General features: G+C 58.0%; 10 protein-coding genes and 3 pseudogenes. 3 read left to right on the forward strand and 10 right to left on the reverse strand.

What is annotated here, in order from left to right; translation table 11 throughout:
- The first annotated feature begins 23 nt into the window (after positions 1-23).
- Entirely contained in the window at positions 24-950 is a 927-nt protein-coding gene (gene arcC / locus BLT86_RS17370; RefSeq protein ID WP_038664471.1) for a carbamate kinase, read from the forward strand.
- 122 nt (positions 951-1,072) lie between these two features.
- On the opposite strand, the pseudogene BLT86_RS26145 reads toward arcC, so the two are convergent.
- Positions 1,073-1,382 (reverse strand): annotated as a pseudogene (locus BLT86_RS26145) (DUF3363 domain-containing protein); the annotation flags it as partial.
- Between the two features lie 567 nt (positions 1,383-1,949).
- Between BLT86_RS26145 and istA the strand changes: the two are divergent.
- Positions 1,950-2,933: pseudogene (istA, locus tag BLT86_RS17380) on the forward strand (IS21 family transposase); the annotation flags it as partial.
- Here the strand turns inward: istA and BLT86_RS17385 are convergent.
- Positions 2,932-3,698 (reverse strand): annotated as a pseudogene (locus BLT86_RS17385) (IS3 family transposase); the annotation flags it as partial. The pseudogenes istA and BLT86_RS17385 sit on opposite strands and share 2 nt — an antisense overlap.
- A 23-nt stretch (positions 3,699-3,721) precedes the next feature.
- Between BLT86_RS17385 and BLT86_RS25830 the strand changes: the two are divergent.
- Positions 3,722-4,501 (forward strand): site-specific integrase, encoded by a 780-nt coding sequence (locus BLT86_RS25830; RefSeq protein WP_051605121.1) that lies wholly within the window; start codon positions 3,722-3,724, stop codon positions 4,499-4,501.
- 21 nt (positions 4,502-4,522) lie between these two features.
- Here the strand turns inward: BLT86_RS25830 and BLT86_RS17390 are convergent, their stop codons facing one another.
- The 8 genes from BLT86_RS17390 to BLT86_RS25835 all read right to left on the reverse strand — a co-directional run bounded on the left by BLT86_RS17390 (position 4,523) and on the right by BLT86_RS25835 (position 16,853).
- Entirely contained in the window at positions 4,523-6,343 is a 1,821-nt protein-coding gene (locus BLT86_RS17390; protein WP_230585268.1) for a hypothetical protein, read from the reverse strand.
- Entirely contained in the window at positions 6,343-8,814 is a 2,472-nt protein-coding gene (locus BLT86_RS17395; RefSeq protein ID WP_038664477.1) for an AAA family ATPase, read from the reverse strand. The genes BLT86_RS17390 and BLT86_RS17395 overlap by 1 nt, the downstream gene beginning before the upstream one ends.
- A complete protein-coding gene (locus tag BLT86_RS17400) occupies positions 8,814-10,304 on the reverse strand; it encodes a hypothetical protein (RefSeq protein ID WP_038666039.1) in 1,491 nt (496 codons plus the stop codon). The genes BLT86_RS17395 and BLT86_RS17400 overlap by 1 nt, the downstream gene beginning before the upstream one ends.
- The gene (locus BLT86_RS17405; RefSeq protein WP_038664480.1) at positions 10,288-13,683 is read right to left on the reverse strand and encodes a DEAD/DEAH box helicase; all 3,396 of its coding nucleotides are present in this window, start codon (positions 13,681-13,683) and stop codon (positions 10,288-10,290) included. The genes BLT86_RS17400 and BLT86_RS17405 overlap by 17 nt, the downstream gene beginning before the upstream one ends.
- 6 nt (positions 13,684-13,689) lie before the next feature.
- Positions 13,690-15,090 carry a protein kinase domain-containing protein gene (locus tag BLT86_RS17410; RefSeq protein WP_230585269.1) on the reverse strand — a complete coding sequence of 467 codons (1,401 nt, stop codon included), beginning with the start codon at positions 15,088-15,090 and terminating at the stop codon, positions 13,690-13,692.
- A gap of 41 nt (positions 15,091-15,131) precedes the next feature.
- Positions 15,132-15,827 (reverse strand): PP2C family serine/threonine-protein phosphatase, encoded by a 696-nt coding sequence (locus tag BLT86_RS17415; protein WP_038664486.1) that lies wholly within the window; start codon positions 15,825-15,827, stop codon positions 15,132-15,134.
- Positions 15,827-16,492, reverse strand: coding sequence for a vWA domain-containing protein (locus tag BLT86_RS17420; protein ID WP_038664489.1), 666 nt, complete (start codon positions 16,490-16,492; stop codon positions 15,827-15,829). Before BLT86_RS17420 ends, BLT86_RS17415 begins: the two co-directional genes overlap by 1 nt.
- A 199-nt stretch (positions 16,493-16,691) precedes the next feature.
- Positions 16,692-16,853 carry a hypothetical protein gene (locus tag BLT86_RS25835; RefSeq protein ID WP_153574101.1) on the reverse strand — a complete coding sequence of 54 codons (162 nt, stop codon included), beginning with the start codon at positions 16,851-16,853 and terminating at the stop codon, positions 16,692-16,694.
- Positions 16,854-16,892 lie beyond the last annotated feature (39 nt).

Here is a 16,892-nt window from a genome sequence, read left to right on the forward strand (position 1 = left end):
AACGAGAACAAGGAGCAACCATCATGCGACTCGTCATCGCCCTGGGCGGCAACGCCCTGCTTCGTCGCGGCGAAGCCATGACCGCGGAAAACCAGCGTGAAAATGTACGTATCGCCTGTGAGCAGATAGCCAAGGTTGCAGGCGGAAACGAGCTGGTGATCGCTCACGGCAACGGCCCACAAGTCGGCCTGCTGGCCCTGCAGGGCAATGCCTTCGACGCCGCCAATCCTTACCCGCTGGATGTACTCGGCGCCGAAACTGAAGGCATGATCGGCTACATGATCGAGCAGGAGCTGGGCAACCTGCTGCCGTTCGAGGTGCCCTTCGCCACCATCCTCACCCAGGTCGAAGTGGACAGCGCCGATCCAGCGTTCAAGAAACCAACCAAACCTATAGGCCCGGTCTACGCCAAGGAAGAAGCCGAACGCCTGGCCGCCGAGAAAGGCTGGAGCATCGCCCCGGACGGTGACAAGTTCCGCCGCGTCGTGGCCAGCCCACGGCCACAACGCATCTTCGAAATTCGCCCGATCAAATGGCTGCTGGAAAAAGGCAGCGTGGTGATCTGCGCCGGTGGCGGCGGTATTCCCACCATGTACGACGGCAACAAATTGCATGGCGTGGAGGCGGTGATCGACAAGGATCTGTGCTCGTCACTGCTCGCCGAACAGCTCAACGCCGACCTGCTGGTAATCGCCACCGACGTCGACGCCACCTATATCGACTGGGGCAAGCCGACGCAGAAATCCATCGCCGAAGCTCACCCCGACGAGCTGGACAAACTCGGCTTTGCCGCCGGCTCCATGGGGCCGAAGGTGCAAGCCGCCTGCGAGTTCGCCCGCAACACTGGCAGCACGGCGGTGATCGGCTCGCTGGAAAATATCGAGGCCATCGTCCAGGGCAAATCCGGTACCCGGATCAGCCTGGATTACAGCGCCATCGCCTATCGCTGAAGGAGAGATGCCAACATGTTCGAGCCCGGCCATCTGCATCGCGATAACTTGGACAAACTCGAGACAATCTAGAGGGCTACGAGGTTCACTTGGTTTTCACCAGTATGCTTCGACTCTACATCTCAGCCTTGCGACCGACTAATCTCCCAGAACACTCTGCCATGGCGCATGGGTCACTGCAATTTGCTGCCCGAGTCGTTGCTCGATGATGGGGTTCACGGCATTAGGCTGAATCCCTTACCGTCATCGAGCACGGCGTAACGTCCACTGGCGAGCAGACGCTACGCCGTAGATGCCTATCACGCGCCGATCATCAAGGATTGGTCGGTGCTCTAACCCCGTTTCGGCGGCGATCTCGAGAGCGAACTGGGTTCGCTCTCGATTGCGCAACGTCGCCTGCAGGTTACGCGTCAGGATTACACGACGACCTTGAACTGCTCAGGCGTCTCAGCGCGCGAAGATCTTCTGGAACCCAAATGCCACCAGTGCCCCACCGGCCCAACCGTTCATAGCCCGATACGCAGGTAGCCATCACGAAAGGCCAACGTGCCGAAAATCCAAACGAGCCCGATTTGCCAACCTAGGAGTAGCACTCTAGTCAGCAGGAGAGTGATCGGGTAGAACCAGAGCGGAAAGGCGGCCGGGAATATGGCGGCGAAAGAGCTAGAAGTCGCGCTGACTTCAAAACTGAGCAGCAGCTACCGAAAACAACGCAAGATTCGCTTCCCGGTTTGAGACAACTCATTCGGGACGCTCCGTCGGGCCGCAGAATCGAAGTCCAAAGGAACAGCTGGTTCATAGCCTCTCACTAGGTATAGTGCGGATTCCACGGTCATCTGGCCACCCATTCCATAAGCATCTGACCACCGATTCCACGGTGATCCGGCCACTGATTCCACGGCCATCCGGCCACTCAACCGGGCAGGCAGTAACGCAGGATTTCTTCACTACCATCGACCTCTTTTTCGAAGCAGAGAGGTCGTCGTGGAGCGTTTATCCATGCGTAAGATTCGCGAAGTACTTCGTCTCAAGTTCGAGGTCGGGCTATCGGCTCGCCAGATTGCAGTCAGTGTGCAGGTCGGTCGTGTCACCGTCGGCGATTACCTCAACCGCTTTGCCGCCAGCGGTCTAGCCTGGCCCTGTTCGTTGTCCGATTCCGAACTGGAGCAGCAGCTGTTCCCGCCACCGCCGGCGGTACCCTCCGAACAACGACCGCTGCCTGATTGGTCTTGGGTGCATGCCGAGCTGCGTCGCCCCGGCGTGACCCTGGCGCTGCTCTGGCAGGAGTACCGCCTGAACCAGCCGCAGGGTTTTCAGTACAGCTGGTTCTGCGAGCACTACCGGGCCTGGCAGGGCAAGCTGGACGTGGTGATGCGCCAGGAGCATCGCGTCGGCGAGAAGTTGTTCGTCGACTACGCCGGGCAGACGGTGCCGGTTATCGACCGCCACAGCGGCGAGATCCGCCGGGCGCAGGTGTTCGTCGCGGTGCTTGGCGCGTCCAGCTACACCTTCGCCGAAGCCACCTGGTCGCAGCAGCTGCCGGACTGGCTAGGCTCGCATACCCGTTGCTTCGCCTTCCTCGGCGGCGTGCCGGAGATCGTGGTGCCGGACAACCTGCGCAGCGCGGTAAGCAAGGCCCATCGTTACGAGCCGGACATCAACCCCAGCTACCGCGACCTTGCCGAGCACTACGGAGTGGCGGTGGTGCCGGCGCGGGCGCGTAAGCCGCGCGACAAGGCCAAGGCCGAAGTCGGCGTGCAGGTGGTCGAGCGCTGGATCCTCGCGGCCCTGCGCAACCGTCAGTTCTTCTCCTTGGATGAACTCAACAGCGCCATCTCCGTGTTGCTGGAGCGGCTCAATCGCCGCCCGTTTCGCAAGCTGCCGGGCTCCCGGCACTCGGCCTTCGAGGCTCTGGATCGTCTGGCGCTGCGCCCCTTGCCGGTGCAACCCTACGTCTACGCCGAGTGGAAGAAGGCGCGGGTGGCTTCATCGACCAGCCAATCACTTGGCGCGAAAACAGATCCAGTACCACCACCAAGTACAACCAACCCTCATAGGTGCGGATGTAAGTGATGTCGGTGACCCAGACCTTGTTCGGTTCACTGACGTTGAACTTCCGCTCCAGACGGTTGGGCGAGGCCACAGTCGGCTTGCCACCATAGTACCCGGGGCGCCGACGATAACCGGTCTGCGAGCGCAGTCCCTCTCCCCGCATCAGGCGAGCCACGCGGTGCCGGCCACAAGACTCGCCCAGCTCACGCAGGTCGTCGTGGATCTTGCGGTAGCCGTAGACCTCGCCGCTTTCCAACCAGGCATGCTTGATCAATCCGAGCAGACGCTGATCCTCCTTGGCGCGTGCAGATTTCGGCTCGGCCAGCCAGGCGTAGTAACCGCTGGGATGTACCTGGAGGGTCTGGCAGAGGCGCCGCACCGGGTACTCCACCGACAGCTTGCTGATAACGGCGTACTTCAGCCGGACTCCTTGGCAAAGTACGCGGCGGCCTTTTTTAGGATGTCTCGCTCTTCGGTCACTCGCTTGAGTTCAGCGCGCAAACGACGCAGTTCGGCTTGCTGATCATCTACCTGCTGCCGCTGTACTTGGGGCTTGCTGTAGCGCTTTACCCAGGCGTACAGGCTATGCGCGGACACACCTAGACGCTCTGCCACATCGGCAACACGCAAGCCGCGCTCAGTGATGTGCTTGACCGCTTCGATCTTGAATTCTTCGGGGTAACGCTGGTTGCTCATGGCACCTCCTGATAGGCCTCATTATGAGGCTTGGAGGTGTTTACGAAACTAGGGGCGATTCACACCAAGCGGCCAAAGCCATCAAGCAGCTTGTCAACCCAGTGACAGCGCAAGGTTCAACACTTCCCAAGAAACCCAAACTCAAGCAAATCCGCTCGATCACTGAAGAAGACTACAGAGAGCTTCAGGAGCATCTGTTAGCGCGTGAATTCATGGACGAGGCCTGGTCGCTCGTACTTGCCTATTACTTGGGGGTACGCCCCTGTGAGATGCGCTCGATCACGGTGACAGGCAATCACGTTCATATCATTGGCGGCAAAAAAAATGCTCCGCAGGATAGGGGCGCCGACAGAACACTGGTCATTGACGACCCTGCCGTGCTCCAGGTTGTGGCTGGCGCCGCGAAATGGATGCGTATCTGCCCTCGCACTAATACAGCTATTCGGGATCGCCTGCGCAAGGAGTGCCGTGCTCTGTGGCCACGGCGCAAACAGCAGCCGACCCTGAAAAGCTTCAGGCACCAGATTGGTTCGAACCTGAAAGCGTCAGGTGAAAGCGATGAAGCTCTCGCCTACATGATGGGGCACCAATCCATTGAATCCATCAGCGTCTATGGGAACCGTCGATCTGGGGCTGGTCACAAATTGCATATCAGACCTGCACAGGACGCTGACTTGTCAAAAGTTCGCCACCCCAAACAGCCTGCTGTTTTTGGTCGAGAACGAGTGGTCGGCCGTATCGAGGCGCCACAGCGCCTGACAAACCGACGAACAACTGCACACCCTGTCGCAAATGAACGTTAGCGTTAGCGGCCGGGTATCATCTCAGGCGCCAGCCATCTGCCTAATCGTAAATGCCCTTCGTCCAACCACCGTAAACCCAGTGGACTCCGGTATTGACTGTTCAAAAACACGCCCGGTCTGCTCCAAGCGCAGATAGCGCGTTGCGCACTTTTTATCCAAACAGTTGGCTTTGAACCCTAAAGGGCTTTGGAAAACCAGCGGAGCCCTGCCAGAGCACACCGGGCACTTTTCCAAAGCAAGAATCGCCTGGTTGTGACCTTCCAGGGCTGACGCTTGCGCAGTGGAGTTAGAGGCAACCAATGCCTCCTTGAGCGCCGTCACTGCCTCCCCGGCCAAGGCCTCAGTAACAATCAGTTCATTTTGCTCTGAATTAACCTGAACCCCCGCAACCTGCTTTGCCTGTTCCAGCACTTTTTGCGGGATTTTTTGCAACGGCTGCGCATACGTAATCAGAGCCATTCGGCAAAGCACCTGGTCAACCAGCAAGCCAAAGCGCTCCGTGCAATACATGTCCGTGGGAGACAGCGGTATCCACTGCTCCGGGCAATAAGCCGCATCAATCTCCTGCCCCATTGCCGGCCAGGCGATAAACCGCTCCTTGCTCTGTGGGGTCACCTCAGGAGCAGGCGCATCACTCAACCAAGGCACAATGGTAAGCAATACCTCCTCTGGCGCTGAAAGGCCAGGAGAACTGCAAAGCAATTGCCACTCCAGCCCACGTTGCCGAAGAAGTATGTGCCTTCCGGCCCAGACACCTTCGTCCTGGCCATTCAGATAAGGCAGCAGTGCCCTCCTCATAACCAGACCGGCGTAACGAGAATAGACAGAAGCAAGAGACTGGTTCTGCCTGAAGCGCTCTGCTGGCGTGGCACGCTTGGCCTGCGCCACCTTCGCCAACTGATCCCACAAGATAGCCAGATGCCGATAATGCTGGTCGTGGCCAAGTATGTTGGTCATATGCAGCGCACCTGTCACTTGCGCCTGCCGACTGACCAACAAATACAGACCACTTTGCTGCAGACCCGTAATCGTCTGGTACAAGCCCTCAAGTTGATTAAGCGTTTTACCAAGCAACGTTGATGCGTTACTGGTTTCCTCTGCGCTGAATGTCATCCCCCACAAGCGACAAATTTCTTCACGCAGACGGTAATCGACATTCTCCGCCTCATAGAAGCGCAGCGCCTGATTCAGCGTCGCCTGCAAGCCACGCAACTCCGCCAGGCGTCCGTGCAAATAGCGTTCAATCTTATCCAGCAAGCGCGCAAAGACACGATTCTCATAGATGCCATAGTCATCTTCGCTGAAGCGGGCCAGTACCTTCTTGGGGATCACGCCACTCAAGGTCTGCCGCTGCCAGCACTCCGAGTGCGAGGCCAGATGCACCAAAGCCCCTTTTGCCAAACGGCGTGCGCGCCCGATATCAGCCACCTCATCCTCATAATGCAGATCAAGGCGCGGACGCTGCGAGATGTGATGCAGATGCCCTTGCTTCACCACATCCAGAAGCTGCTCCTCAAAGGGCTGCAGATGGCTCTTGGCATCAATGATGGAAGCGGGCATCAGGGGGGACATCAAAGGCGCCTGCAGCGCCTCGGCATCAATAGTCGTAATGACCTTGCTCAGCAATTCCGTTGCCGCCGCCAGACTTTTTTGCGACGGCGTAAAAGTGCAAGCCTCATCACCCAACTGGCAGCGCTGGTCCCCATCACTCACCAGCACACCCGTAAATACCGGTGTATGTCCATTGAACGCAGGCCCGTCACCCACAGACTGATAGCGACCGGGCGGAATGAGGGCGGGCAAGTGCCGGCACTGCTCACCAGTAAAACGATCAATCCACATCAGCTACGCCCATCCAGGCGACGAATATCAGCCTCCAACAGCTCCATAGACTTGCGCGGATCACCCGCCAGATCAGCGCTGATCCAGAACTCCTCCAGAGCGCCCTTCAGATTACGCAGCGTCTCGGCAGAAACGTTGTAGCGGCCGGTCACTTTGCCAGGACGCATGATTCTCGTGGCCAGCAAGTGATCGAGCGCCTCCCCCGAAGAGGCCCCGCAGGCCAGCATGACAGGGATGAAATCCAGCGCCTGTTTTTCAAAGCGGTTCCCCCAGCCCAGCTCAAACTGGCTGCCCAACTGTTCGGTGAAGGCATCGCCGGTCAAGTCCTTCAGCAGCTTGACGACCTCCTCCTTGCGCTCAGCACGTGCCTTGCCAAATGCCTTGCGCAAGGAGCGATAAGAGTAGTTGGCCGGCTCAAACGACTTGATCGTGAAGCGCTTATCCTGCTTGGGCAGAGTCATTACATGAGCACGATCATAGGTCTTGTCCGCCAGCTCATTGGTGGTTTCATCATGGTTCGCGGTACCAATAAACCAGACATTGGCTGGCACCCTGATCTTGCGTCCCTCGGCCAGCATCGCAGGTGCATTGGGCAACGACGTTTCCGAGAGGCTGATCAAGCGCTCATCGGGGTTGTTCTTCTCCAGGGCAGAGAGGAACTCGGCAAAGTATTGCTCAGGGCGCGACAGGTTCATCTCGTCCAGCAGGATGATGTTGCAGGTGTCTTCCCAACGCGGGGTCTGCGCTTTGTATAGCGCCTGCAAGCAGTCCTTCTCGTAGAACCGTCGCTCAAAGGCGTTGTAATGACCAAGAAGATCATCCCGATCACGCCAACCGGCCTGCACTGAGATGTCTGTGCAGAAGCCCCCCATTGCTTTGGCAAAAGCCTTGGCAAGACTTGTTTTACCGGTACCACTGATACCCTGGAAGACATGCAGCTGGCTCATGGCCAAACCACCCAGCAGCACGCGGATATCCTCGATCGGATAGAACAGTTCTACATGCTTTTCAGCTTTAGCAATCCGATGCTGTAACTGGGTGGCAAATGTCTCTAGATCAGGCACTTCATCCAGTTCCATACGCGCCCGGTAATCACGCTCACTATCCATCAGCGACATGGCAGGGAATGGCGTCTGGGTCTTCTGCGCACTGGTCAGCTGCTCGATGCGGCTTTCCAGATCATCAATGTGAACGGTAAGGGTATTCTTGTGTTGCTCCAGAACACGTTTCTCACGCGCCACAGCCTCAAGCTCTGTAGCCGCGACACGCTTGTTGCTCAACTCACGACGCAGCTCATCCCGCTCAGGGCGTAGCTCAGCTACTTCTCTTTCAAGATCAGCCTTGCTGTCACGCAGGTAGTCATTATCGCGCTGCAATTGCGCCGTATCCGATTGCTCCAGGCTGCGCTTGAGTTCACGGTTTTCCTGACGCAGCGCTTCCAGTTGCTGCAGGATCTCAGCTCCGGATACTTCGCCCAGGGATTGCTTGAGCTCCTGAATATCGAGCAGCTGCTCCTTGAGTTCATTCGCCTTGCTCCAGGCCCGCTCACGCTGCTCTTCCAGCTTGGCAACAACCTGGTGATGATTCGCCCGCTCGGATGCCATTTCCTCATCCAGACGCTGCTGCAAGGCCTTTTCCTCTGCCTGGATATCCGCCCACTCACGATCCAGGCGGCTACGCGCACGATCTAACTCGACCACTTTCTGCTTGATGTCGTGCTCACGCTGATCAAGCAACCTGACACGTTCAGCCTCTGCCTCCGTGCAACTGAACTTGACCTCCGCCAGCCGCCTTGCTGCCTGGGAAATTTCACCGTCGAGCTGGTGCTTGTCTTCGCGCAACGACTGAAGATCCGCTTCATGCTGACGCACCTGCTGACGTTGTTGCGCCTCCAGCTTACGTAAAGCCGCTTCGTTTTCCGCAACAAAGCCGGCTTGCGCATTGGCCTCTCGCATATTCAGGGAACGCTCGGCCTCCAAATTTTCGGCCATCTTCAGCGCCAATTCCTGCTGAGCCTCAAGCAGCTTGTCCCACTCAGCCTTGAGCTCAGCTTTCTCTGCATCCAGTCCGGAGCGGACGGCCACAAGCGCTTCCTGTTCGGCTACCTGCGCCAGTGCCGCCGCCTCGGCAGTTTCAGCTAGTTTGCTGGCAGCAGCCCACCTCTCGGCATATTCGTCATGCAAACGCTCCTTGAAGCGCACCAACTCCTTGCAGAGCGTGGCGAATTGCTCAATCCAGCGAACCAGATCACTGTCGCCCTCAAAACGCTCGCAGACGCCGCGCAACCACTCACGCTCGACAGAAATATCCAGTGTCATGTCAAAAGACTGATAGGCCTTGGAAGCGTTCTCGAAAGAAGCGCTCCATACATTCACTTGCTGCTCCACTGAAGCACGGGCCATACCGACCGCAGACGGTGCCGCTGCAGGGATTTGCTGTGGACCAAACTTGTTCGAGCTTTTCTTGCCCATTACATCCATTCCTTAAAAAATTCGGTGAAGCCCAGCGCGTACTGGATGTTATCCAGCGTTTCCTCATAGGTGAGGGGGGCGACTTCTCGTCCGGTAAAGCGGCTCTGCGCATGGCTGCTGCGGTTACGCAAATCCGCAAGCAGCAACAGCCTGTCAAGTTGCAGCTCGCGAGCTAACAGCGTCTTGAACGGGTGCCCGGAGTGGTTGAGCGTTCCCATTGCTGCAGCAAACAGCAAAGCCTTCAGGGAGCTGCCTGGCCGAGAGCAAGCCAAAATGATCTGATTGATGTTTTGCCCGGCTAGTTTGCTGATTACCCCGTCGGTAAACGCCGGCAACTGCAAGGCGGATAGCACGCGCGCATTTAGCCCTCGGCCAAGGTTTTTCTGTTTGGGCAGATGGCCTGCTTCAACTGGATATTGGTGAATCAACCACTGCATGAGGACCTCAAGCAGTTTCTGGCACTCCATCACTGCAGCATCCAGTTCCTGCTCACTCTGGTCGCCTTGTTCCAGCTTGTTCATACGCAGTAGCAGGGCTGCCAAATGCCGCTTGATATCCGGTTGCCGCGCCGCCCAGGGGTATTCCGTGAGCACCTGCATATCCGCCTGCTGGCGCATGGCCTGCAGCCACTGCTCAACCGTCTGATCATCCGCACGCGGAACAGAAACCAAAGGCTGCAAATGGTTGAGCAGGTACTTGCTACCCCCCTCAGTCTGCTCCCGCAAAGCATCCTGTAACCACCAGGCGTTGGCTCGCAGCGCAAACGGATCGTCGACTGCCCACAGCTCCAGCCCCTCGTCATCAGGCTTGGCCCAGAGCAGTACCCTTGCAGGCTTGGCGGTATCATCCAGCCGCTGCACCCCAGACAACTTAAGGAATTGCGGGAACTGGCCGCTATCGAGCTGCCGAGCTGCCCGGCAATCATCCCGATAGTCGCGATAAGCTATCGCCAGAGCCTCATGATCCAACGTCGGCAGTGATGACTTGCCCGCCGCCATCACAAACGGCCGGATTGACTTGCCGCTTTTCCGCTCCCCTTTGAATACGGGATAGCGTTGCAGCGGATCTTCGGGCTCGATCGAATCAAGCTGCTCAGCGAAGCGTGGCCAGAACTGACCACTGATAGCATCCTGGAACAGATAACCAGCCTTCAGGTTGTCATCCTCAACAGACTCACCATCCAGCAGTTGCTCGCCTTTTTCAGTCAGCCCACGGGCACTATCAGTCAGCCAGCCGTTACTCACCCCTTGAGCCAGTATCAGCTTGATCAGATTGACATGCAGCCCGGTCAACTCAGCGATTGCCTCCGCTTGCGTCAACTGTGCCCGGATCAACCCCAGCACAGCGCGCTGGAACAGATTCAACTGAGCCTCTTTTGCCTCGGGATAAAGCACGCGATGAACCAGCACCGGCCACAACAAGGGCCTAGCCTCGCCGCGAGGCTTTTCAGCAAACTGCAGATAAGTACCGGTTTCAGCGAATGCAGCCATGCTCACCCCCACACAGCTGATAAAAAGCAGCCAGAGCTGGTACAGCCTCTTGTGCATCCGGGTTACTGGCCAAAGCAGCATCCCCGACACAAATCAGCATCTGCCTTTGCCGGCTCATGGCCACGTTCATGCGGTTTGGCAAACGCAGGAAACCAAACTGACGGTTCAGTTGCAGCTCACGCTCACCCCCCTCGCTGGCAGCAGCTCGCACCGAGCGATTGGGCTGGAAACTGCGCACGCAAGACAGCAGCACCACATCGAACTCCTTGCCCTGGAAGGCGTCCACCGAGCCAACCCGCAAGCGTTCCTCTGCAACCACGCTTCCATCTGCCTGCACCTTGCGGGTCAACTTGAACTGCTCATGCGGCTCGTAGCCCCCCTCGCGCTTTACCATCAAGGGAGTACCGTCGATTTTCTGCTGAGCGAGCTTCTCCATGATCAGATCGCGCTGTGCCGCGTAGAAAGTAATGATGCCAACAGACAACGCCTCACCGCCGGCCTGCATCAGCTTTACCACTTCGTCAGCAATGCGCTGCGCCTCAATCTCTCGAACCCGGCTAGTTCCCCGGCGCTGATCACGCCCCTGCACCGCCGGCACATCAATCCACTGACAAACATGGCCGCGGTAGGACTCCGCCAGCGGCCCCAGCCTGGAAAGCAGCTCCTGGCTGAATACAAACGCATCTGCCGGCCTGCCGGAATGCAGAACCCCCAGGTTTTCACATTCGTAGAAGTGCTTACTGACAAAGTTGCCCAAGACCGGATGCATGCGGAACTGGGTATCAAGCATCACCACACGGCGAATCGAATCCTGCTTTTCCAAATCCTGTAGCTTGACCCGCATACGCTCGAAAAGACTGGATCGGAAAGCCGCCAGTTGCAGTTCGGTCAGTTCATGCTCCTCCTGCAACTGCCCCTCGATATCCGGCTCAAGCATGTGCGGGAGCTGGCGGTCATCGCCCACCAGAACAATCCGCCGCTTGGCCATGGACATCGGAATAAACAGATCCAATGGATTGGCCCGTGCTGCCTCGTCGATGACAACCGTATCGAACTCGATATCCGAGTTGGAGCTAGTGGATACCTCTTTCAACATTTCCATCTGCTTGCCCGCAGCCTGCTGGCAGGTTGCACCGACCACCATCGAATACTCATTGACCACAGCCCGCGCAGCGGAACGATCGGACTCCAGACTATCGACCAGTTGCTCCAAGACCCATGCAACCCCCTGCTTGCGCTTGGCCATGCGGTCTTCCAGATAGCGATCCACCTCATCAAGCAGCGCTAGGCCATCAGGGTCTACCTGGCGTTTCAGCGCAGCCGGCCGGTAATCCGGCAAGTGCTGATCAAGCAACAGATCCTTCCAGATCTTCAGAGCCTGAAGGGTCGCCGGCTCAACGTGCGAGCTGTCGGCAAGTTCTTCCAGCAGGCGCAGCAGCTCCGGGGCCACACCTTTTTCATGGCGCTTGAGCCAGCTCAGCAGATCCCAGGCACGCTCGCCGCCATCATCGGTAAAGGCAGCAACCTCGACACGCAGAGCACGGATACGCCTGAGCAGCTGAGAGGGAGGCAGACCTCCCGCAGCTGTAGCCGGCGCTTGACCGGCAAGCGTATCGATATACTCCTCGAACTGACTTTCAAGCCGGGGCGGCAATGCCAGGCCGCTTTGCTCCAGTTCACGCAAGTCATGCAAAAGGCGCTGGAACTCATCCGCCTGCTGTGCAGGGCCGGTACTCGCTACCCGGGCAAGGGCCAACCTCGCGGAAATGGCCCGCAACTGCTCAAGCTCAGGGAAGCGGCTGTATTCCTGCGCAATCTTGCGGTGCAAATGAGCCGCCTGGCGTTCCAGCCAAGGCTCAATCAAAGCCGCCTGATCACTCTCGCCGTGCTTGCCGCCCACCCGCGCGCCAGGTAAGCCGAATACATCGCTACGCTCCAGTGCATTGTCGACGGCATCATGCTGAAAACTGCTGACCAGTACCTGCGCCGCAATATTCTGCTTCTCCGCTCGCTCACCCAGACAACGCTGCAATGCTGCAATAACCTGGGTTTTACCGGTACCAGGAGGGCCGATGATGATTGCCAGATCAGGGGTATTGAGCGCGCAATCCAGCGCCAGCGCCTGCTTCTCGGTCGGCTTGCCACCCTTGAAAGACTCCAGCACGTATGGGGTCAGCCCGCTGATCGGGCGTCGTCGCGCAGCAGGAACCGCAACCCCTTCCAGCAGCCATTTCAATTGCGGCAGCCGCTTGCCCGAGTCAATCGACTGCTTGGCTGCCAAGCGACGCTTACCCATCGAACGTTGGCCGGCAAGAGACAGATACAACCAGCCCTCCCCCGCTTTCGGTCGGATGTTGGTCTTACCCGCCGCCTGTTTGAAAATCACGCAATCTGGCTCGAAGCGAATAGTCCCCCGCGGAGCATTGGCAGTCCTTTGAGCCTTCTCGGATGAAAGCTCTTCCAGCCAGTCCGGGCGCTGATCGCCCAGATCAAACTGATCATTGCTGCTCAGCTCCAGATCGCGCCAGCGCTCGCGGAACGCCTGATACTGCTCCTGCGACTTGGGAATCAGACGCCAGGCATTGCCACGCCCCTCCTGAAAGCCGTGGCACTCGGCGTAAGCCAGAGAACCCAAACTTTCTGCCTGCTCTAAAGCTCTTTGCCACTCTTTATCGTTGTAAAGATTCCAGAGTTCGAGATAGCTGGCGTTGTCACGCAGCGCCGCACTCAGCAGAGCCTGCTGACTGGCGCTGCCGAGCGCAGCCGCAACAGAGGCATCCTTAAATTCAAATTGGCCAAGCAGGATGGAGAATGCACCATCACGATGGGTATGACGGTTAACACGCTTGAGCAGAAAACTGCCATCCTGGCGCTGCTCGACATCGGCACGCCAGCCATTACCCAGCAACTGAAAACCGCCCTTGCTAGCGGTGTTGCTGAAACGAGCAACCGTCAGCCAGTCCCCCTCGGCCAGACCCTTCACCACAAAGTGCTCGACAAACCAGCGACAGGCCAGTTCAACAGTGCTGCCGGCAATTTCGCGCTTGGCGTGCAAATCCTCAGCAAGCAGCTCATCAACACCCAGTTCAAGCTGCATTGCCGTTACTTCAACCGGTGCGCAGTATTGCACCAGCAGCTCGTTTTTCTTCGTACCGGTCAGCAACCAGCGGGTCTGATCACGCAGGGCCAGACGGCCAAATATTTCGGCATCGGCCTTGGCACAATTGACGCGGATGCGCACATCTCCCTGTACCGCCAGCCAGTCATCTTGATAGCGCTGCAGGAAAATAGCCTGCCCGTCCTGCAAGGCATCCACAGACTCATCTGTAGAAAGCGCCAGCACATCGGCTGACAGCATGGGGAAATCTTTAAATTCCATTTGCTATCACCACCGGAATTGCCAGACGACTTTGCTGGAGGGCAACCCGGAGTCCTTATGCCCTGACTTCGCAGGCTCACCTACATGAATCAGGAAGGGTTCCTCATCCTGGCCACGCAGGCTCTCCTTGAGGCCCTGATAACGCTGCAACGGTTTAATGTTCTCCCCGCGCTGCAACTGCAACTGGCTCTCAGGCAGCGGGAAAATCCCCAGGCCCTTGTCGCTGTACTCGATACGGATATGGTCAGCCGGCCAACGGTCATAGCTGAACGTCGGCAGCAAGCGCTTGAGCTCAACCTGCCCTCCCGGCTGCAGCCAGACCTTGCGCCCCGTCGCTACCAGCTCTTGAGGAGTCTCCACATCCCCTTCCTGCTCGGCAGGCAAGGCAATGAACTCCTCAAACAGAACCAGACGGCTGTCAGCTGGCGCCTCACAGAAAAAACACTCCGCTTCGTCCGCTGCCCGCAAGTCCACTGGCAACAGGCTGGTACTGCCGCAGCCAGGGCAGCAATAGATGCGCTCGTCCACTTCAACCAGCGCCTCAAGCCACTCGGCCATAGCCGGGCGCTCATAGGGGCTGGCTCGCCCCCCCTCAAAGCAACGGCTAAACAGTTGGGGTAGCTTGCTGTGCTCCAGCAACTGCAGCGGCAGATTAACGAAGCAAGCGTTACTGTCGTCCTCGCTATCGTTGATCCAGGGGTGCTCACCTCGCAGCGCGGCATCCTCGACTTCAGGCTCACCGTCGCTGACCATCTCACCCTTGAACGGGTGGTTGTGTGTCAGCAACTGATAGGCAATAACGGCGAAGCTCCAGCAATCGGTGAGGCTGGACAACAACGCCTCACCACGCACCACTTCCGGTGCGCCATAGTCCACGGTGTGCAGGGTCAAGCCACTGTGGCTATCGAGGCTGATGTTGTCGCAGTCAATCAACCAGGTCTCGGCATGTGCAGAATCATCCGAGACAAAGATATTGTTCGGCGACAGATCACCGTAGAGCATGCCGCGCCCGTGCAACTGATTCAGTGTTCTGGCCATCTGGCCCAGAATACGAATACGCCGACGCAGCCCGCCCTGGCGCAGATAATCTTCAGGTGCCTCTTCTTCAGCATTAGCAAAACTGCCCAGCAGCCCCTGCAAAGGCACCAGCCCGTCCATCAGCTCCATCACATAACCGCAGCGTGGCTCAGCCAGCAGTACAAGCGGTCTAGCCAGCTTCAAATCGGCCAGATCCTGCCGGGTCAGCCATTCGATGTGCTCACGCCAACGACGGCGCGCCTGCTCATCCTTATTGGTAAACCCCTTGATCAGAGCTTGTGGGTACTGGGTGCGGTAAACAACGCCCTGCCCACCACTGCTCAACTCACTCGTGAGCTCATAAACCGAACCTTTGCTGTCCTGCACCATGCGCTGCTTCTGCGGCGCGGCCTTGTTCGTGCTCATCTGTATCAATCCGTTAAGAAAATTCCAGCAATGCTCTTGTCGTCACCATGGCGTGGCGTCGACCAGTCCAGCAGCTCACCCGTCAGCCAGCGGCGCATGCTGCGCTTGCTACTACAACGCAGTTGGCGCCGGTAAATGGCATCAAAAAACGACTCAAGCTGCGATGGAATCAGATCATCCGAGATACCATCCGTCATCAGCAGTACGCCATCACCCGGCTGGCTCAACTCAAACTCGAAGCTGCGAGTATTCCGGGCATCCGCCTGGGCCAAGGTCAGGGTCTGATTACCGAAGCCCTGGCGTTGATCGGTCAGCACCCTGAAAGCGCCAGCGCTTCTTGCCAGCAGCAATCCATCGCCAATCTGCCCGGCAACAGCCCGGCCACGGGCATCCACGCGCGCCCACAGGCAGGTCGTTTCATGTAGGCGATAACGCTCGCCAAAACAGGCCAGCCAGGCCTTGCGAACCTCGTCAGTAACCGCTGCATGAGTAATGTCCGCCTGGCACCGAAGCACGTGCCGTGACAACTGCACCGCCTTGCGCGAACCGAAGTGGCTCAAGGGGCGACTGCCCAATCCATCGGCAACTGCAACGCACCAACCGCCGCGTATACCACTGACGGCCAGGGCATCCTGGTTAGGTGAGTCATCCTGTTGGTGGGCGGGGCCCCTCACCGAAGCCCCACTCGCCAACAAGCGCATCAGAAATCCCAGTCCTGATCATCCGTCGGGATTTGCAGCGGAGCAGACTGATTCGGCGTCGCCGAGCGGCTACGTGCACTGACGCTCATCGTCACAGCGCGGAAAAAACGGTGGATATCCGCAGCATTCTCGGCACGGAACAGCGGTGCCTCCGGGTCATTGGCAAAATCACCGAGCATGCTCTCATCGGCATCAGCACCGATGGCCATGGCAAAGCGAGTGGCCTTGGACGAGCGCTCGCCATTGGCCAGACGAGCAAAGGAACCCTGCCAGTCATCAGTAGGGTGGCCATCGGAAACCAGCACGATTACCGGTTTGTAGGCGCGGGAGGGGATGCTGTCCTTGTCTTCGATCATCTGGCTGGCCAGTGCCAGAGCACCACCCAGCGGAGTCGCCCCCGCAGCAGTAAGCGGGGTGAAGCCCTGCAACTGATGAGCCGGAGTCAAAGGCAAATTCACCTCTGCTTGACTGCCAAAGGTGATCAAACTGACCTGCAGTTCAGCCCGCAGGCGGCTCTCGCCGGCAAAGCTGCTGATCATGTCTTTCAGGCCCTTGTTCAGCGCCTCGATCTTGCCATCCACAGACATGCTGCCACTGGTGTCAGCCAGAACGATGATCGGCAGCGGACGGGCGGTTTGGACCTGGAATTTTTTGAGTTCTGACACTGTGTACTTCCTTGATAGTCAATTGGATATCTCCCTATAAGCGCATTCCGTGCCAACTCATGTTTTCTTTTAAAAACAGTATGTTATGCAATCTTGAAGGCCGAGAAATATCGTTATATACGTAAAAACCGTTATTTATTGGTAATTTTGTTTACCGACACGAACAGGGGCTCATTCACAACGCTGTGGGAAATACCCCTCACAATCCCCAGTAATACTGCTTAATCTTCTGCGCCATCCGCTGTCGGCGTTCGAGCAGAAACTCGTCGAACTGATCCGGCGCGTAGGCATCCAGATTGTCCGGCAGACAGTTAGCAGCCAGGTTCGCCTTGAGGCCCTCCAGGCGGTGGTACGCCCCCACGGCGCGTAACCCAACAGTGGAAGTGCACCCATGATCAGG

The sequence above is a fragment of the Pseudomonas sihuiensis genome (assembly GCF_900106015.1).
GTDB classification, from domain to species: domain Bacteria; phylum Pseudomonadota; class Gammaproteobacteria; order Pseudomonadales; family Pseudomonadaceae; genus Aquipseudomonas; species Aquipseudomonas sihuiensis.